The sequence below is a fragment of the Bradyrhizobium sp. CB2312 genome (assembly GCF_029714425.1).
Classification (GTDB): domain Bacteria; phylum Pseudomonadota; class Alphaproteobacteria; order Rhizobiales; family Xanthobacteraceae; genus Bradyrhizobium.
In genome coordinates, this window is record NZ_CP121668.1 from 3,424,806 (window position 1) to 3,443,404 (window position 18,599).

At 60.1% G+C, this 18,599-nt stretch carries 17 protein-coding genes and 3 pseudogenes; 14 read left to right on the forward strand and 6 right to left on the reverse strand.

Going from position 1 to position 18,599, the window contains the following annotated elements:
- Nucleotides 1-276: 276 nt before the first annotated feature.
- Nucleotides 277-555: pseudogene (locus QA642_RS16490) on the reverse strand (ParB/Srx family N-terminal domain-containing protein); the annotation flags it as partial.
- 407 nt (nt 556-962) lie between these two features.
- Here QA642_RS16490 and QA642_RS16495 point away from each other — a divergent pair.
- Complete coding sequence (locus QA642_RS16495; protein WP_283085579.1) at nt 963-1,517, forward strand: DUF4142 domain-containing protein; 555 nt, start codon at nt 963-965, stop codon at nt 1,515-1,517.
- 222 nt (nt 1,518-1,739) lie between these two features.
- On the opposite strand, the gene QA642_RS16500 is transcribed toward QA642_RS16495, so the two are convergent.
- Entirely contained in the window at nt 1,740-1,865 is a 126-nt protein-coding gene (locus tag QA642_RS16500; protein WP_283085580.1) for a hypothetical protein, read from the reverse strand.
- A 141-nt stretch (nt 1,866-2,006) separates the two neighbouring features.
- Here QA642_RS16500 and QA642_RS16505 point away from each other — a divergent pair, with 141 nt between their 5' ends.
- The 5 genes from QA642_RS16505 (at nt 2,007) to QA642_RS16525 (ending at nt 4,464) form a co-directional block, all read left to right on the forward strand.
- Entirely contained in the window at nt 2,007-2,195 is a 189-nt protein-coding gene (locus QA642_RS16505; protein ID WP_283085581.1) for a hypothetical protein, read from the forward strand.
- Nucleotides 2,196-3,146: 951 nt separating this feature from the next.
- Nucleotides 3,147-3,458, forward strand: a complete 312-nt coding sequence (locus QA642_RS16510; RefSeq protein WP_283085582.1) for a hypothetical protein — start codon at nt 3,147-3,149, stop codon at nt 3,456-3,458.
- Between the two features lie 37 nt (nt 3,459-3,495).
- Nucleotides 3,496-3,744: a hypothetical protein gene (locus QA642_RS16515; protein ID WP_283085583.1), complete on the forward strand. Its 249-nt coding sequence runs from the start codon at nt 3,496-3,498 to the stop codon at nt 3,742-3,744.
- Between the two features lie 103 nt (nt 3,745-3,847).
- A complete protein-coding gene (locus tag QA642_RS16520; RefSeq protein ID WP_283085584.1) occupies nt 3,848-4,162 on the forward strand; it encodes a DUF3489 domain-containing protein in 315 nt (104 codons plus the stop codon).
- Between the two features lie 122 nt (nt 4,163-4,284).
- Nucleotides 4,285-4,464, forward strand: coding sequence for a hypothetical protein (locus QA642_RS16525; protein WP_283085585.1), 180 nt, complete (start codon nt 4,285-4,287; stop codon nt 4,462-4,464).
- 60 nt (nt 4,465-4,524) lie between these two features.
- On the opposite strand, the gene QA642_RS16530 is transcribed toward QA642_RS16525, so the two are convergent.
- The 4 genes and pseudogenes from QA642_RS16530 to QA642_RS16545 all read right to left on the reverse strand — a co-directional run.
- Nucleotides 4,525-4,788 (reverse strand): hypothetical protein, encoded by a 264-nt coding sequence (locus tag QA642_RS16530; RefSeq protein ID WP_283085586.1) that lies wholly within the window; start codon nt 4,786-4,788, stop codon nt 4,525-4,527.
- Between the two features lie 1,269 nt (nt 4,789-6,057).
- Nucleotides 6,058-8,439: a TonB-dependent receptor gene (locus QA642_RS16535; RefSeq protein ID WP_283085587.1), complete on the reverse strand. Its 2,382-nt coding sequence runs from the start codon at nt 8,437-8,439 to the stop codon at nt 6,058-6,060.
- A 113-nt stretch (nt 8,440-8,552) separates the two neighbouring features.
- Nucleotides 8,553-8,969, reverse strand: coding sequence for a DUF2946 family protein (locus tag QA642_RS16540; RefSeq protein ID WP_283085588.1), 417 nt, complete (start codon nt 8,967-8,969; stop codon nt 8,553-8,555).
- Nucleotides 8,970-9,395: 426 nt separating this feature from the next.
- Nucleotides 9,396-9,515: pseudogene (locus tag QA642_RS16545) on the reverse strand (DUF1007 family protein); the annotation flags it as partial.
- On the opposite strand from QA642_RS16545, the pseudogene QA642_RS16550 reads away from it, so the two are divergent.
- The 8 genes and pseudogenes from QA642_RS16550 to istB all read left to right on the forward strand — a co-directional run.
- A pseudogene (locus QA642_RS16550) lies at nt 9,512-9,662 on the forward strand (zinc ABC transporter substrate-binding protein); the annotation flags it as partial. The pseudogenes QA642_RS16545 and QA642_RS16550 overlap by 4 nt on opposite strands.
- Before the next feature lie 95 nt (nt 9,663-9,757).
- Nucleotides 9,758-10,762 carry a hypothetical protein gene (locus QA642_RS16555; RefSeq protein WP_283085589.1) on the forward strand — a complete coding sequence of 335 codons (1,005 nt, stop codon included), beginning with the start codon at nt 9,758-9,760 and terminating at the stop codon, nt 10,760-10,762.
- A gap of 1,900 nt (nt 10,763-12,662) precedes the next feature.
- Complete coding sequence (locus QA642_RS16565; protein ID WP_283085591.1) at nt 12,663-13,112, forward strand: ABC transporter substrate binding protein; 450 nt, start codon at nt 12,663-12,665, stop codon at nt 13,110-13,112.
- Nucleotides 13,113-13,626: 514 nt separating this feature from the next.
- A complete protein-coding gene (locus QA642_RS16570) occupies nt 13,627-13,710 on the forward strand; it encodes a hypothetical protein (RefSeq protein ID WP_283086911.1) in 84 nt (27 codons plus the stop codon).
- 242 nt (nt 13,711-13,952) lie between these two features.
- The gene (locus QA642_RS16575) at nt 13,953-14,408 is read left to right on the forward strand and encodes a cache domain-containing protein (protein ID WP_283085592.1); all 456 of its coding nucleotides are present in this window, start codon (nt 13,953-13,955) and stop codon (nt 14,406-14,408) included.
- Nucleotides 14,409-14,978: 570 nt separating this feature from the next.
- Complete coding sequence (locus QA642_RS16580; RefSeq protein ID WP_283081124.1) at nt 14,979-15,485, forward strand: heme-binding protein; 507 nt, start codon at nt 14,979-14,981, stop codon at nt 15,483-15,485.
- 697 nt (nt 15,486-16,182) lie between these two features.
- Nucleotides 16,183-17,733, forward strand: coding sequence for an IS21 family transposase (istA, locus tag QA642_RS16585; RefSeq protein WP_283084030.1), 1,551 nt, complete (start codon nt 16,183-16,185; stop codon nt 17,731-17,733).
- Complete coding sequence (gene istB, locus QA642_RS16590) at nt 17,730-18,542, forward strand: IS21-like element helper ATPase IstB (protein ID WP_208764263.1); 813 nt, start codon at nt 17,730-17,732, stop codon at nt 18,540-18,542. Before istA ends, istB begins: the two co-directional genes overlap by 4 nt.
- The last annotated feature ends 57 nt before the right edge of the window (nt 18,543-18,599 follow it).

Genomic DNA, 18,599 nt, shown 5'->3' on the forward strand with positions numbered 1-18,599 from the left:
AGGTACTCACTGCTTTTATGACCTCAGAGTTCTGCCATTTATGAGTTGCCTCACACTTCACGCGAATTGGGACTAGCTCTCAGCAAGAGAACCGCTCATGCAATCCTACCCGTCACGACCGACCCTGTTCGCGCGCAGTCAATGAGGGAAGCCCTTCGAGGGCTAAACAAGGCGAACGGCTTCGGAGCCAGTCTTTTCTTGTTCGCTGTGCGAGACCAGCTGCACATTAACGGCCCGATCGCACATCCCTGGCCTCGGGGCCGACCAGGTGGGCGAACCGCGAGCGACGATGACCGGGACCTCTCGTATCCCCAAACGCTCGGCAGCCAACAGCCTCCCATGCCCAGCGATTTCCATCCCGGCTTCATCGACCAGCACTGGAGTGGTCCAACCCCACTCGCGGATCGAAGCCGCAATCTGCTGCAGTTGCGCATCGGAATGCGTCCTGGCGTTGCGGGCGTAGGGGACCAGGGAAGCCAGCGGTCGCCTTTCCGTGGCCCAGGCAGCCCAATTCGCGCCAGGCGCGCCAGGCGCAGCGGCGTTGTTTCGATCCATCGGAACCCTTGGGAAACGCCAGGGCGCAGCCCGGCAAACCATTGTTGCGGGTTGTACCCTAGACGAACACTCCCCACGGCAAGCGACGCGAGCGTCGCGCCGGCTGCATCACGACATGCCTGCGGGACATGAAGCCTTGATGTCGGTCATGAACGCCTCCGCTTGGTTCGATATCCGCGCGGAGAAAGGCATCGTTGCTACAGCGAAGGACGCCGCCGAGCCTTTCTTGAGACGACGCCGACCAGACCACTCAATCCGCGCACCGGCAGAAACCCGACGCAGTAGCCCGCAAGCGATCCTATTGCGGCGCGTTATTGGAACAAACTGCTTCGGCGAGTGGTTGGTCGCCACAAACATTGCGGCGTCGCGATCGAACCGGCGCGATGCCAAGCCAGAGGATGCCGACCATGAAGCGCACCATCATTGCCTTGAGCTGCGTGCTGCTCGCGGGCCCCGCGCTCGCCCAATCCGTGGGTGAGAAGACCGGCGTGAACTCCGCGATCGGGGTTGCGCCGACGACCGCCGATTTCGTCAAGGAAGTCGCGATCTCCGACATGTTCGAGATCCAATCCAACAAGCTCGCCGAGCAGAAGGGCAACGCGCAGGAAAAATCCTTCGCCCAGCAGATGGTGACCGATCACACCAAGACCTCGAGTGACCTGAAGGGCCTAGTCAGCAGCGGCAAGGTCCAGGCGACCCTGCCGGCCGAGCTCGATTCTTCGCATCAGAGCAAGCTCGACAAGCTCAACAAGGCCTCGGGTAAGGACTTCAGCTCTGATTTCGAATCCTATCAGGTCAGCGCGCACAAGGACGCGGTATCGTTGTTCGAGCGTTACGCCAAGGGCGGCGACAATTCCGAACTGAAGGACTGGGCCGGCAAGACTCTGCCAACGCTGCGCCATCACCTCGAAATGGCACAGGAGCTCGGTAAGGGACCGAGCGTTGGCCAGTCCCGCAAGTAGCGGAAAGTGACGGAAGTTGGAGGGCCGGCGAGGCCGTCGGCTCGGCGCGCACGTTGGCGCGGCGCTGCGCACCGTGCGGCGTCTGGTTGTCATTGAACTGTCGCTTCAGGTCGACGCCGTCGACGGGATCGTTGACGCCGTGCTGAATGTCGCGAAGCTCATGGCTCATCTCATTCCTTCCGGGCAGGATCGTCTCGAGCACCTGGCGCGCCGCGCCCCTGATCACGCCCCCTCATTCGGATCGCCCTTCAGCAAGGCCAGCGTGAAATTCTTGGCCTGTTGCAGCGTGATGTGCGGCGACAGCGGCGGCACCTCGGAATCGGTCTTCACCTCCAGTACGGTCGGCATGTCGCAGGTGGCAGCCTTTCAAGGCCCCCGTTGAAAGCGCGCGGAGATCAAACTCACCGCAATCCAAATTGCGCTCTGGACACGAGCATACGTTCATGTTGGCTGCTATTGGCCGAGCCACCACCCTTCAGGAGCGTACGGATGCCTGACATAAGGGAAAAGATCATTCGCCAGTGGGCGAAGCTTCCGAAGGAACGGCGGCAGTCCCTGGCGGCGATTTCTGAATTCGCCAGGAGCGCCGCCCAGCAGAACGAAGATGCATTCGTCCAGGGTCATCGTGATCCCTATGAAAAGATCATGAGCTGGCTATTGCCGCGTGCTCATCTCTGAGCGAACGAACAGGCCGTGTCCGGTGTTCCTGAACCCGCCGATAAGCCGGCGGCCTCAATGCACCAGCACGAACACAAGCCCGCCGGCCTCGACAGCTAGCCAAATCAAGGAGAGGCGGACGTAGAGGGTGTTTCGGTCCATAGGACCGTTCCTCTAGGACTCGATCGCTTGATCTAAGTCACTGGTTTACCGGCGGATCGCTGGGGACATATCTAATTCTAAATAGGACAGTACCCGGCAGCCCTTTCGGAATAAATGCGGACGATACCTCGACCAATGACCCTGCAGCTTCGGGGCCGTGACGAGCGGCTTGCTGCCGACGAAATTTTATTTCAAGTAATTTCGCAGATCTGCGGCCGCTAACATCGGAGCGCCGCCGCGCTCGGAAACGGGTTCCTTTAGGATTTCCGGTACCGCCCCCCGGCCCGTAGAAAGTTATTCCCCGCAGACTTAAATGGGTTGGCGCACAATGCGCTGCTCTATCGGTACTCGTTTTCCGAACCAGGGCGTTCGCGGTCCGTGCCGCGTCACGCGCAGCGCGAGCTGTTTGGAACCGGACCCTCCGAATGGGGACTGTTGGACTATCGATCCGGAACCCAGGGATGCTCCTGGTTCCAACGACTCGGCCGAGCCGCACGCTTGGCCACACGCGCATTCTTTCCGCCTTGCCGGGGATTAGGGCGTCCCTATCGCCAAGCGCCACACGGGCCGCCTGTGGCCCAGGGCAAGGCCAACCGGTCGGGCCCTTTGTCCAAGGGCATCCGGGCCAGGCAGGCAATCCCTTCGGTAATACGGAAAGCGCTGCCAGCACTTCCATTGCTGCTTCTGCAGCATCTTCGCAATGCCATGACTCCGATTGGACTGGATGCCGGGCGCACCAGAGCGATGTACGGGGCAACGAAACGGCGCGGCGAACAACGCCAAGCGCGAAACCACGAAAAGGAAAACCGAATGACGAATGAACGCATCGCTCCTCCGCTGCCAACGACGGCAGAGGCAGGAAACTACATCGCCCAAGCCAGCGCTGTGTTGCGAATGCTGCGCCAGGCGAACACGATGACCTACGGCGATTTTGCCGAGATCATCGGCCTGCGCAAAGCGAGCGAAGCGTGGCACCCCGCATATATGCGGTACGTTTCCAAAATCCTCGATCTCACCGCAGCAACAGCCCAGGCGGTGCATGATAATCTGAGCGCTGACGACTTCGCCCGGATCGTAAAGCCAGGACTGGCGAGCCCGGTGTTGGCTTTGAGCGCCGCGTGACGCTTGTCAAAAAGTAAGCAAGCGACGGGAGCGAACAATGACGACGAGCCGCCACTTCATGTTTTTCGGGACCGGCAACTACACGGAGACGCACGCGTACAGCAACGTGGAAGCCTACGAGGTCTTCGGGCCGAACACTCCCGCGCTCGATGAGCAGGGGTTCTTCTTTACCGAGCGAGGCGGCCTCTGGGTCGACATGGACTACGCAGCCCGCGTGTTCGCCCGCAAGGCGAAGGCACGCCAGGCCATCATCGAGCGGGCCGAGAGGGAAAGACGCAAGGACTAACCGCAGCCTCCTGGCTGCCCACTGCCCAGCACCCGAAAGGGTTTCTGGGCTCGGGGCAGTACAGCGGGACCATTCCGGTCGCCGCGCAAACAGGAGAATTGAAATGGCTACCAAGAAGAAACCCGCCGCGAAGAAGGCTCCCGCGAAGAAGAAGGCCGCTGCCAAGACGGCGGCCGCCAAGCGGAAGGCCAGCGCCAAGACCACGGCCAACGCCGACCAGGCGAAGGGCCCGCGCGCTGGATCGAAGACCGCGATGCTGCTCGATCTTTTGAGCGGCAAGGGCTCGACTGTCGAGAAGATGTGCGAGGCCCTGGGTTGGCAGGGCCACACGCTGCGCGCAGCGCTCACCCGGCTGCCGAACGGCGCGAAGGCCGAGCGTACCCGCGAGGACGGCGTCACCTCCTACAAACTGGCGTAACCGGCCGAGGTCCCGCAGGCCAACATCCTAGCGATGGTAATCAGCTTTATGATCGCCATCGCAGCAGCACAAGCGGCCCGGTACCTCGTCACCTTCATCAAGGACAAACGGAGGAACAGGAAATGATCTTCTTTTTGACTTGGACTGCATTCTCGGTCGCCGTTGGCCTATTCGCCAGCGTCAGACGCAACCGGTCGAGCTTCGGCTGGTTTGTGATCGCCCTCATCGTCTCGCCGATTATCGCTGGCGTGTTTTGCGCGATCCTGCGCGAGAAAGCGCAGCCGGTGGAAGTGTCGCAATGAAGCACTAGAGAATGGGGTGCCGACTAACCGGCCCTGGAGCAATCCGGAGCCTTTTCTTTTTCAGCGCCTTTCGATGCAGCTCTGAAGCATCGTATCTTTGCGCTCGATCGATTTGCTCACCTCGTGCTGCGTGAAGGCGAAGCCTGCGACCACGATGACGTTGATCAGGACCAGCGCCAGAACGAGCGGCTGAGTGCGCAGGCTCTCAACGACGTTGTTGGCGAGCTGTCTGGCCATATCGGAGTTTCTCGACCATAAACGGGACAGCGCCGTCAGGCGCTCCCTTCCTCCCAATACGGCAAAGGTCGCCGAAAACTCATACACGTGCGAATATAGTGAAACGGTTCGAGCGCGTTGTTGACGTCAAAGGAGCGACTCTCCGGCTTCGGGCGCTTCGTTGTAAAGCGGACATCAACCAGCCGACAATTCCCGCTGAATCCGTCGAAAATGACTCATCTGAGATAATTGCCAGCGTTTCGCGCGTCATTATTGCCGCTGGCGCTCCTTTACGTTCCTGATAATCTTTGTTCGCGAGTGCATTTGCCAAATAAATTGTCCCAAGCACGGCGGCGCATCAATTTGATCAAGTTCCCTGGCGTCCGAGGTCAGCTCGGAGTCATTCGCGACGGGGGCGGGCAGCAAACCCGGCCATGTCCGCTATGCCGGATGGCGACCAAAAATTCCGCATCGTAGCGAAATAGATTTCGGTGAAACGACTCGCCCCGAGATCACGATACTGCGATTGGCGTTCAGTCGTCGCGGCCGTAATAGATTCTCTGGAGCCGGTAATGCCCACCCGTAGAGATGTACTGCTGTCGCAGGCAACTGGCGCCCCTGCAAAATCGTGCCTGCTCATCACAATGCAGATGTTCGAAGTGGAGCCTGATCAACCGTGAATTGTCGAGAAAGGTTGCAAAGTAATGAGCGGCCGTCGCATTCCCGCACATGCGGGTGACGGCACTTCGAACCTCGGGTGGTAAACGATCGATACGTTCCGAACTCCAGGGATCTTCGTGCCCTACCTGACTGCCCCGAGCGAGTGTAGGTGGCTGATTGGCAACTAACAGCAGAACACCGGCCGCGATTGGTGAAAACCGTGTGTATCGCATCCACATGCCAGCACCCCATCCAGAGTGGAAGATTTGCGAATTTCGACTCAGCGGTTGACTCCCCGGAGCCGGCTTTGGCACATCGATCCAGAACTTGCATCGCGCTGATCATTCCGAACTAGGCGCTAGAATATATGGCCTCACGCCATCCGGTCTCAGTCCGATACACGCAATCTCCTTGTTGGAAAGGCGTCGCCGCGCGGTCCTTTGGTCTTCGCGAAGGATCCCCGGATAGCGCAGGATCGCCTCTTCTGCCTCACCGGCGTCGCGTGTTCCAACAGCGAAGAACCTGGGATCAGGTTCGCGTTCCCCGATCAAGTGAACCTCGACGAGCCAGCCGCAGTTCGCGAGTCCCGTAGCATTCCGCGGCCCGGTATCGGCGCCGCCGATACCAAGCAAGCCACCAGCCATTGCTGCGCTACTTCTGCCACTCACCTTGAGACCTTTTCCGGCTGTCGCGGTCGTTCTCCTTCGGCCTTTCGGCTCAAAACTTCAGGCTCGCAAACGCGCGCACGCCGATGCCGGGCAGCAGCACCTGGTCCTTGGTGTAGGAGACGGCGTTGCGGATATTTTCGTTGAGCAAATTGTTGCCGAGAAGTCCTACCGTCATCTCGCGGGCGCCGAACCAGGAAGGATCGAGCTTGGTCTTATAGCTGACCTCGGCCTTCAACAAATTGTAGCCCGGCGTCGGCGTCTCGGCGATCGGGGCGATCTCGTTCTGCGCGAAGGCATGCAGGAGGTTGACGCGCATGAGCCAGTTGTCGTCGCGCCAGTAGACGCCGCCGCCGACGCGCATCGGGGGAATCCGTGGCACGTTGGTGCCGTCCGTAAAGGTGGCGCGCACGATGTCGAACTGGTTTTCGATGCCCCAGATGCCGCCCTTCAGTGGCCCGACATCGAGCTGGCTCTGGAACTCGCCGCCGCGGAAGATGGCGTCGCGCTGCGAATATCTCGCTTGCATAAGCTCGAGCTGGTCCGGATTGGCTATGTCCACACAAGCCCCACTGTCGCATGTGTTGCCGGTCAACCGGCGGAATATGAAGCCGTTGAACTTCGTGTAGTAGCCGGTGAGCTCGAATCGCAACGGCCCTGTCGCCCGCCGTAACCCGACCTCGATCGATTTTGCGGTTTCTATGCCGAGATTCGGATCGCCGATATCGAAGGTGGCCGTGGCATCATGGGCCCCGCGTGAAAACAGCTCGGCCGGCTTCGGCGCGCGCTCGACGTATTGACCGGTAATGCTAGCAACCAGATCCCACGGCAGATTCTGGATCAAGCCAATGCTCGCGCTTTTGGGCGTGAAGTTCAGATTGCGCGGCGTGGCGGGACCAATACTGGCAGGGTCGACATTGACGTCGAACACCGGAGGTATGAATGCCGGCGTTGTCCCCGCGAGGTTGACCTGCTCGATGCGTCCGGCAATCTGCGCCTTGGTGGTCTCGCTGAATTTCAGCTCGTTGAAGACGTAACCGGCGACCCTGTTGTTGTTGTTAGGGTTCCACAATCCGTTGAGCGGGCTGCCCGGATCGTCCGGGCTTGGGGCGGTCAGCTCCTGATGGCCTCCCTGCAGGCCGAACGCGGTGGTTACCTGCGCGAAGCGGGCGTTGAACGGCATCATCTGCACTTCAACGCGCGCCTCCTGCTCCTTGTTGGTGAAGGTCTGGCGTACGCCGTCGCTGAAGGGATCGGCTGGGTCGGCCAGCCCAAGCTCGCTGTGCCGGTAGTCGGTCGCGCCGGCCCAGAGACGGATCGCATCGATGGCCGCCGCATCCGGCCGGTACTCGCCCTTCATCGTGATTTTGGTCTGATGCGCATCGATCCGGGTGTCGTGGTCGGCGCCATCGATGCCCGGGACGTGATAGAGCGAATCGTTCTGCGTGATGGCAGCGCCAATAAAGCCGCCTGTGAAGATATACGAGCCGCCGATCGAGACACCATCCGCCTGCATGGCCGAATTCGGCTGCTGCCCACCGACCGGTCGGGCGTGGTCGAACAGGTAGGGATAGCCGGGGATGTTGTAGTCTCTGGCCTTGCGACCGAAGGCGTCGGCGTGAAACGCGAAATTGCCGCCGCCGGTATCGAGCAGGATGCCGCCGTCGACACCACGATCAACGGAGTTCACGGCCGTTCGCGTCTCGACGTTCACGCAAGGTGACGACTGCGCGGCAGCCAGCGGCGCTTTCGATAGTAGTCCATAGGACTGGAACGGCAGGGCCGAGCATGTGGGCAGGGCGTCAGGAATGCGGTTGTTGGTCGCGCTCACGACGCCGCCGATCGAGGTCGAGCCGTAACGCATCGCTGCCGGACCGCGAATGACCTCGACCTGGTTGGTGGCAAGCGGATCGACCGGGACGAAATGATCTTCGCCGAGATCCGAGGCACCGCCGGCGTTGTTGCCGTTCTCAATGATCCCGACGCGATTGACGTCGAGGCCACGGATAATCGGCCGGCTGGAGGCGCCCGGTGCGAAGCTCGAGCCGGTAATGCCGGGCTTGGAGAACAGGAGGTCGCCGAGCTGGGCCGTGCCCTCCCGGCGAATTTCCTCGTTCGGCACCACGGTCACCGTTGCGAACTGATCGGTCACGACCTGCAGCACGCCCTGCTGTGGCGTTGACGGAGCCGCCGGTGCCGGCTGGGCTTGCGGCGCGCGCTCGTGGGTGCGTCCGGGTGCGCTGCGGGCGAGGCGCAGGGGGGCGCGTGTCGGAGTAACCACCCGCCGCCGCACGATAGGACTGGGCGCCGTTACGGTGACGGCCGGCAGTTCGGTTGCTGGCTTCTCCTGTGCCGTCGCCGGTGTCGCCGCGACGGCAAGCAGGAGCCAACTTGCTCCGCCGATGTGGAATTCTCGCGTGCGCCTAGACCTCATTATCCCGATCCTACTGCCGTCGAGTGGAATGACGGCTCCGATATCGATTATTCCTCTGCTGTCGCTACCCATGACGCGGCGGGCGACGGCGACAGGCACATCATCAATCGATGTCAGGACAAGGGAGGCGCGCGAGACTGGAATGCTAAGCGCGCCGATTGCAGGTGGAGGAGACCGGCGTCGGTCGCAAGATACGGGAGATCGACATGCTGCCGCAGCAAGAGCACCGGCGGTGCAGCAAATAACGCAGCGCCTGCGAGCGAAATGACTGCACAGATGGCACAAGCACCGGCGGGATGATCACGATCATCGTTCGAAGGCTGCTGGTTTTGAAAGATGCCCATAGCAATAGCTTGAGCAAGAACGGCCTCGCTGATAGCCGCAGCCACCTTCGTCGGCGATGTCGGGGACGAAGGCGCCGCCTGCGCGGCAAAGGCATGGACATGCCCGAAAGACACCGCAAACTGGACGACGAGCGCGAACAGCGCCAGCCGCGAGCCTAGTTTGAGGTGTTTCCGAAACCAACTCATGTAGCACTCGCTTTCCGGGGAGCCTCGGGCATCCCGGAAATCCAGCGTTACTTTATAACATGGAAGGCAGATTGCAACGTCGACCTCGGTTCACCGGTGCTGACGCCCGAAGTGCAAAAGCAGCTCGTCTACAGCGTGCACTAGCTCGGACCGCGCACCATCGAGGAGCTTGAGGCGGAGCGGGACGAGATTCTCCTCGGACCTCTCGAACTGCGCGCCAAGCGTCCAGAAACGGTCCGACCAGCAATAGTCGCAGCCGAGTAGCGGCGGCGGCTGCTGTGCGCCTGCTGCGGCCGCGGAGCCGTGGTCGAGGTCACCGTGGCATAGGATCGTCCAGCCGTTGACTGAAGATTGGCTATCGCACCGAGCGCCATATTGTTGCAGTGAGGTTGGCGGCTTCGTCTAATTGTTTGCTGCACTGCATGAGAGCGAATCCACGTTGGTTTGGGCGAGTGCGGCCAGTTCCTCGCGCGTGTACTGGCCCTTTTTGGCATGTGAGATGCCCTGAAGCGCATAGGCTGAAAACATGTTGTTGAAGGTCCAGGCCGCTGCGCCAAATTGCCTCCGAGACCGGCGCAGCGATCGGCGGAACACTCTATTCGGATAGCTTGACCGAGAAATGACGCGGCTCCGAGTTACATCGACATGGTCAGGCATAATGTCACGACGATTGTGAGCGCCCTTGCGAAGTAAGCCGCTCGTCCGGCCACGTAATCCAGCGCTAACGGTTGAACACGCCACGACACTTGAACTAGCATGCTAAACGCTTCGAAAGGAGAATTGATCCGTTGCGGTTAAGATCCCTCCTTCCGGTTGTCGCCAATATCTTCGGCGTTTTCATCATTGTCGCCTTATTGGGGTCGCCGCAGTCTTTTGCTGCGTCGCAATCGTCGGACCTTCCGGCTTGGTTGAGGGCCAATGTCGGCGAAGGCGAAGGTCAAATCGCACAAATGGTCTTGCAGAGGGCGCGCGCGCTTTACCAGCAAAAAGTGAGCAAAGGCGTGGTTAAAAATCCCTGCTACTTCGCGATGGACGCTACGCGTCCCAACGTCCTCAGCGATGGCAAATTGGGACGCCGGTTCTACGTTGTGTGCGAATCCGACCGATCGTTTCGTGCGATTTCGGCGGGGCACGGCGGCGGTCGCAATTTGAACGGTATCGCGGATTTCGCAAACGGAAGACGGTGTGCCAAGAACTTCGGTAATGCGATGGACTCGAGGCTGACAGCCGGGGGAGCCTATGTCACCGCCGAGACGAAGACGTCTTTCAAAGGCTATTATCGCGTCTCGGCGAAACAAGACGCGGTCTTGATCCGCTCGTTCGTTCAGTTTGACGGCGAAGGGAAGGCCGCAAACGCCAGAGAGCGCGAGATTGGCGGGCATCCGGCCGAATTGCTGAGGAACGTCTGTCTTCGAAAAGATCCGCGGAGTCCATACGCAAACCACGACGGTTACGTTCCTTTTGGAACGCTGGAGGATTACGCTGGCGGCCGCAGCAACGGCTGCACTAGTTGGTCGCCATCGGACGCGGGGCAAATCATCGCGATAGTGAAGAATAATCCGACGACGCTTTACATCTATCCTGACTCTGCCGACATCGAAGCCGTCGCGCGAGCAGTGCCGGCCGGCCGGCCGCTGTCCGTCGTGGGACTATATTGGAACACTTCCTGTTTGAACGAAATCGGCGCTCCGAAATTTTGGCCAGAGGAAACCCTCGGTCCGATCCTCGCTCAATACAAGAAGGATCGTCCAGCACCGGCGCAACAGCCAACGCCGGTTTGCAAGGGGCAGTGAACTTTGTCTCTTGTGCCGACCTATCGCGCTACTGGAGCCCAGCCCGTTGCTGTTTGGCGAATACAGACGCATCGCGAGCATTGCGGCGAACAACAGATTGCCGGCAATGGGGGCAGCCAGGGAATTCGGAGCGAACCTGCCCGATCTTGCCCGGCAGACCGCCACGTATGCGGACAAAATCCTGAAAGGGGCAAAGCCAGCAGAGTTGCCCCGTAGAGCGGCCGATCAAATTCGAGCTGGTGATCAATCTCAAGACGGCGAGAGAGTTGGGGCTGACGGTTATCCGCGCGTTTCGACTTGTTGCCGACGACGTGATTGATTGATGGTGCTGTTTGCTGCGGTGCATGAGTCTGTTCCTGGCCCTTCGCGTAATTTGCTGCTGGTCACAAAAACGGTCGGTAGCGGAGCGAAGCGAACGAAGGATTACGAGTACGCGCCGACTCAACGCCTGTTTCATCATCTATCCGGGACAGCCACCATCATCACCCCTTGCTCGGAGCAGGGCCCATTACCGCATTTAGGGCGCCCTCGCAGAGCCAAATAAATACGGCTCCAGACTTGCAAAACCGGAGCCGTTATTTCCAGTCTTCTGACTCGGGGGCCAGAAGCAAACGGTTAAATCCTAGACCTGGAGATTGGTTCCGCTGGCAGTCAATAAGGAACTGATGGCCGGCTAGCGTGAACCCGGCAGACCCTAAATCGACGCAACGTCGTAGGTTGATTCAGGGCCTTGTGGCCCACCGTTCTCAATGCGTCGGTCGAAACATGTCCCTGTGCCGCGGCCTCAAGGATCTTCGACGCAACATGTGTTCGGGCACCGATTTCGCTAACGGGGATGTTTTCGCAGACTTCTTCAAGGACTGCTCTAAGGACCGCAGTAGTTTCCGCACTGAACATGCACCAACCTCAAAATAAGAGACCATATTGCACACTGCTCGCGCGGGGTATGTTCGCCGGGCAGCGTTCGCAAATGCATTCCAGTCTGGGTACTGAAATCCCAGCTGCCAGACGCTTGCACACGTCCGTCAAGGTTTTGTGACAAAGCGCGACGCTTGTGAATCAGCCAATCGTGTTGCCCTTTTTGGACCTTTCAAAAAACACCGCGGGCCTTCGTCGTCTTATGACCAGTCAGCTCCCTAAGGTAACGGCTCGGTGAACGACACCATTTGCCGCTTCCTCGAAGCGGGCCGGAAACAATTTGAGTCCAGCCTACCATAGTGAACGGAGGCGACTCAGATGCTTGCACTTAAAGTGGTTGGCGTTGTCCTTGGTGTAGGGATTCTGTTGGCGACGTATTCGGGTGATCTTGGCGCAGACGTTGTACTCGCCATCCTGGCTTGTCTCTCTTAACGCCACCGTAAATTTGCGGGGCGGCTTGGGGTGTAGTTAAAGGCAAGACGTCCGCTTTGCGCGTCTAAGCATAACTTTTCAGTCAATCAGAGTATTGCGGGCTTTGACCCCGAGCCGACGTCGACCAGCCGTCAGCTGCGCAATCGTTTGCGAGGCGATCCTCCGGGAGGCGGCCTGAAGTTTGTACCCTCTGCGCGTGTTTGAACTGATAATATCGGCAGCGTTAGGCTCAGCTCATTGCTCCTCGCTATAGCCGAGGAGGTACTCATGCGGCGCCGCGATATTATCGCCGGGTTGCTCGTCGCTGCGGCTTTCGGGGGCGCGCGGGCGCAACCGACTGCAACGAAGATCCCGCGCATCGGCTATCTAGGAACCAACATTCGTCCCGCCTCCCTGCCGCCCATCGAGGCGTTCCGCGAGGGGCTACGCCAACTTGGCTACATAGAAGGCAAGAACAGTGTGGTCGAATACCGCTGGGCGAGCGGTCAAGCGGACCCGCTCGCAGCCGCCAAGGCCGCGGAGTTGGTGCGGCTCGATCTCGATCTCATCGTTGGCTGCGAACACGACTTATATTCGTTCGCTGCGGCAAGCGGGCAACGCCGTCCCAACCGTATTCTGCTTCAGTGCCGACCCTGTCGCCGAAGGGATCGTCGCAAGCTTGGCGCGGCCAGGCGAGAACCTGACCGGCTTTGGGCTTTTTGGCCCGGAGATTTTCGAGATGTTGGCGCAAGCCGTGCCCAGCGCCCGGCGGATCGCGATCCTCTGGGATTCGACATACGAGCAGCATAAGGTCGCGATGCCGTCGATGGAGGTTGCGGCGCAGAAGCTGGCGGTCACATTGCACTCGTGCCCGCCAGAACGGTCGAGGAGTTTGATACCGCGTTCGCTAGCGCTGCCGTTTCCGCTTTATCTCGTATCTTTGCCCTTGCTGTTGAATACGCTGCTGCTCTTGATGCCGCAGATATTCAAGGTATTGATTCCTGATCAGTTGCTTCTGTGAGTCTGATACCAAAAGGTTGGAAGGGTCTAAGGAACGTTCAACTTGCTCACGGTAGGCGTTGTCGTCGCGGTAAGCGATTCCGGACCAGGATTGCTGGCGGATAGTCCTGTTCCAATCCGAAGATTGGGCATGAACAGGCGATAGTGTGATCAGGACAAAGACTAGGGCTATCGTAACACGATTCATTACTATTCCTCTCCTCTGCTTTCACTACCAGTGCCCCACCCAACCATAGGCAATAGTGACGTATCTGCCATTCCGCGATGGATAGGGCGCACGCCGAAGCCGTGGTGGCGCTTGGCTCGTCGCTTACTTACAGACATCGGGCGCGTTTGGGCGATCTTGCGCGCGAGCACCGTCTGCCGAGCGTGCTTCTTAGCGATGCAGGCGGTCTCTTGAGTTACATGCCTAACATCAAAGCCATTTTCGGCCAATGCGCCGGTTACGTCGACAAGAAACCTAAGGGGCCAAGCCTTCCGATCTGCCCGTCCAGGAGCCGACCAAAATTGATCTGATTGCCAATCTAAAGATCGCCAAGACGCTGGGTATCACAATCCCGCGTTCGATCCTCGCCCGCGCCGACGAGGTGATCGAGTGAACCTTGTATTTCCGGTTATGGCCCGAAGCGACGAAGTGTCCTGTGCGCTGTCAGGTCCGGTATGTGGGTCGGAGCGGACCCGTTGTGCTCGTCATAAGTTCTTCGGCGATTGGCACATTGCGGACTTCGCCGCGCCGAGGGGGACGATAAGTAAGCAACGTATTTGACGTTGTTGAAATTCGCCTATCCTGGGCACAGAATGGCGCGGCCAATCGAAGGTTCAACCAAGCGAGGAGGAGACCATGCGCGTACCATTGACGACAGTGGCGGTTCTCGCGTTCTCGGGCACTGCGCTCGCACAGCAAGGCGGCACAGAACAAGAGGCGCGGGCGATGCTCGACAAGGCCATCGCGGCGGTCAAAGCGGATCAAGTCGTGGCCCTGATCAAGTTCACTAAGGGCGAGGACGGATTCCTCGATCGCGATCTTTATCCGTTCTGTTTCCGAATCTCAGACGCCAAGACGCTCGCGACGCCGAAAGCGGTCAAGGCTGGCACCGATGTTCGCACGCTCAAAGACAATAAGGGCGAAGCCTACGGCGAAGCGCTTTATGCCGCCGCGCAGAAACCGGAAGGCCAAATCACCGAAATCAAGCCATATATGTTTCCCAAGCCCGGCACCACGGAGCCGCTGTTTCCAAAAATCAGCTTCGTCACGAAAGTTGGCGAGCTAGGATGCGGTGTCGGTTACTACAAGTAAAATATCCGACAACGACCACAAGCAGCTCGAAGCGCTGGTAGGCAAAGTGACAGGATGGAGCGCGGATCGTGGTCGAGACCTTGGATGCCAACTATCTGCACCGCGATCCGGCTCTCGCCGATAGCGCAATGCGAAAGTTTGTAAGAGGGGTGTAAAATCTCCCGACCAATGACCCGGCTGCACAAAGGCCGTACGATCAAACCGAGAGAAAGGCCCGCGAAATCAAAATATACGGACTCGGCTCGAGCCCGCACCAACGGTGCATGAGTCCGGTTATGGGCCTTCGCTGCTTATTGCAGCGCCGCGTGATCTCGGTCGTGAACGGGGAATAGCGGAAGCCGACGAGCGGCCCTCTATCGCAGAGGGCGACGCTCGTGACGCGTTGCGGTCCTTGACACGCAGCCGATCGAAGGTGGCCCGTCTGAAGAGGGGCCGCTCTGCCTTTTGCTCCGGCGCCACTATTCTGCCAATGGACTCTCGTACGGATTGGCGCAATCCTGCAATCGCAAGTGGTCCAAGCGCAGGGGGCTAACTATTTAGTCAACCACCAGATATCGGGAGGACAACAACATGAGGACGCAGGGCAAGACGCTAGTGGCCTCCATCCTGGCTGCCGTGATATTCACGGCAACAGCCAGCGCTCAACAGGCGCCATCCCCACCTCCGATAACGCCTTATGGAGCGCCACTTGGGCTTGAGGCGGCCAAGAAAGTGATGGCTGCCGCGGAAGCGGAGGCCGTAAAGAACAATTGGGCAATGGCCATCGTCGTCCTCGACAGCACGGGCCACATGGTGATGTTGCACAAGCTCGACAATACCCAATACGGCTCTCTCATGGCTGCCGAGGACAAGGCACAGAGCGCGATTAACTACAGGCGCCCCAGCAAGGTGTTCGAGGATCTCGTGGCTCAGGGCGGCATCGGTTTGCGTTCCTTGGCACTCCGTGGGGCATCCCCGCTAGAAGGCGGCATTCCCATTAATGTGGATGGCAAGATTGTCGGGGCGATCGGCGTCTCTGGCGGGACGTCAGTTCAGGATGGCCAAGTTGCAAAGGCGGGTGCCGACGCAGCGAAGTGAAACCCGCCGCTTGCTCGCAATCACCGAGGCCATCCCGTCGGGCGGCCTCAACGCGTGCTCTATGTCGCTTAGTCCTCACGCAATTGGCCCACGTCCGTTGTTGGCCCGAAGCCGCCCATCGCAGCAACTCCCGCTTGGCTGCTCTTCCGAGCAGAGCGGACGTACGACAGAACTGACCCCCACAGCCCGTTTTGGACCCGTTGCGGACCATCCCTTTCACAAACCGTTCCTAGCTGCCGGTTCGTTCCTAATGCGGATTTGAATTTCGTCTGCGTTCATTTTCGGTTCATCCGTTCTGCGCGTGATGCGGTCCTGCGCGATGGCATCCGGGTGCTGGTCATCGATCTCTGGAATGAGATCGAGCACGCGCGGGAGCGCGAGGATCGACGCACGAGTACATCGGCCGCGCCATCCGTCCTAACAGGAGGCGGCCTCGTCGCGCCACCCCATACATCGATTGCCATATCGCCAGATTACCGAGCCGGATGCATGTTGGGAGCTGGGCAGCTTGATGCTGGGGCTGGGCCAGCATCATGTGTCGCGCGGCGATCAGGATGGAAGGCAGCGTCAATCAAGGTGAGAGAGTTTCGCTGGGCTCGTGACGTAGGGAGGGCGTAGCCCGACCGGAGTTACGAGCCCAGCGTCGGCGCGATCCCGAGGAGGACCGCGCCGACTGGTGATCGCGGCCGGCGGGGTTATGCAAGTGGTTCTTCCGCCAAGAGGAATCACTCGCGTGCCCGGCCGACACATCACAGATCACCAGATGAGGCTCTACATGAAGTACCGTCAGACCGATAGCCCGCCAGTGGCGGCGGCCAAGGCATCATTCAGTGCGTCGACCGCCTATCGGATCGAGAGAGACCCCCGATTTCCATCGCAAAGGAAGGCGCCCCGCGGCCGGCGACGGCCGGACCCGCTGAGCGACGTGTTCGAGACCGAGATCGTCCCGATCTTGAAGGCGGCACCTGGCTTACGGCCGGTGGCGGTGTTCGAGGAGATGCTACGGCGTCATCCGGATCTCGGCAGCGGTATCCGTCGTACCCTGGAACGTCGGATCCGTGCATGGCGGGCGATCCACGGCGAGGAGCAGGAGGTGATCTTCCGCCAAACCCACGAGCCTGGCCAACTCGGCCTCTCCGACTTCACAGACATGGACGAGTTGGGTGTTACGATTGCGGGTGCACCGCTCGATCATCGTCTCTATCACTTCCGTTTGGCCTATTGCGGGTTCGAGCACGCCCATGTCGTGCTTGGCGGCGAGAGCTTTGTTGCCTTGGCCGAAGGCCTGCAGAATGCCCTCTGGTCGCTCGGTGGGGCGCCGCGGGAGCATCGGACCGACAGTCTGTCGGCCGCATTCTGCAATCTCGATCGTGATGCACGGGACGATCTGACGCAGCGATACGAGGCCCTTTGTGCCCATTACGGCATGCGGCCTTCCCGCAACAATCGAGGTGTTGCTCACGAGAATGGTTCGATCGAAGGGCCCCACGGTCATCTCAAGCGAGCAATCGCGGATGCCTTGCTGCTGCGCGGAACTGTCGACTTCGATGATCTTGCCACCTATCGCGGCTTCATCGACGAGATCGTCAGCCGCCGTAATGCCCGCAACGCCAAGCGGATCGATAGCGAGCGCGTGGTGTTGCAGGAGCTGCCCGATCGGCGCACCTCCGACTACGAAGAGGTGATCGTCCGCGTGACATCGTCCGGCGGCTTCACCCTGCGCAAGGTGTTCTACACGGTGCCATCGCGCCTGATCGGTCACCGGCTGCGGGTGCGCCTTTACGATGATCGTCTCGACGTGTTCGTCGGCGGCACCCATCTCGTCACCCTGCCGCGTGGGCGGCCGCATCCCAATGGCAAGTACGACCAGGTCGTCGATTATCGGCACGTGATCCATTCCCTGCGGCGCAAGCCGATGGCGCTTCTCAATCTGGTCTACCGAGATCGGCTGTTCCCGCGCGATGCCTATCGGAAGACCTTCGATCGCTTGCGCGAACGCTTGCCGGACAAAAAAGCCTGCCGGATCATGGTCGATCTCCTCGCGCTCGCTCATGAACGCGGCTGCGAGACCGAACTCGCCGATCAGCTCACCGCCGACCTCGAGGCCGGCCGACTGCCCGACCTCAACCGGCTACGTGCTCACTTCGCCCCCGATCCCGCCAACCTGCCGAACGTCGTGGTGCAGCTCGTGCCGCTTGCGACCTACGAATGCCTCATCGGTACCGCCGAGACCGGAGGTGCCGCATGAGCGTAACGAACACGGTGGATGCCGCGCGCCTCAATCTGTTGCTCAATGAGCTCCGGCTGCCTGCCATCAAGGTGCTGTGGGCGCAATTTGCCGAACAGTCCGACAAGGAAGGCTGGCCGGCCGGCCGCTTCCTCGCGACCATCGCCGAGCACGAGATCGCCGAACGCGGCCGCCGTCGGATCGAACGACACCTTGTCGAAGCACGTTTGCCCGCCGGAAAGACCTTCGACAGCTTCGACTTCGAAGCCGTGCCGATGATCTCGAAGGCGCAGGTGATGGCGCTCGCCGCCGGTGACAGCTGGCTGGGCAAGGGCGCCAATTTGCTGTTGTTCGGCCCGCCCGGCGGCGGAAAGAGCCACTTGGCGGCAGCGATTGGCCTGGCCCTCATCGAGAACGGATGGCGCGTCCTCTTCACCCGGACCACCGATCTCGTGCAGAAGCTCCAGCTAGCGCGACGCGAGCTTAACCTCGAGGCGGCCATCAATCGTCTCGATCGCTTCGATCTCCTGATTCTTGATGATCTCGCTTACGTCACCAAGGATCAGGCCGAGACCAGCGTGCTGTTCGAGCTCATCAGTGCACGCTACGAGCGCCGCTCGATGCTGATCACCGCCAATCAGCCATTCGGCGAATGGAACAGGGTCTTCCCGGATCCCGCCATGACCCTCGCCGCTATCGATCGCCTCGTTCACCACGCCACCATCGTCGAGATGAACGTCGAGAGCTATCGCAGACGGACCGCCCTCGAACGAAAACGCGGTCCAGGACGGCCGCCATCGCACGCGACACCTAAAACCGTGGCTGATTGACGCTGCGCGACAATCAGAGTTCAACAAAACTCTTGCGCGCGACAATCATCGCGGCAA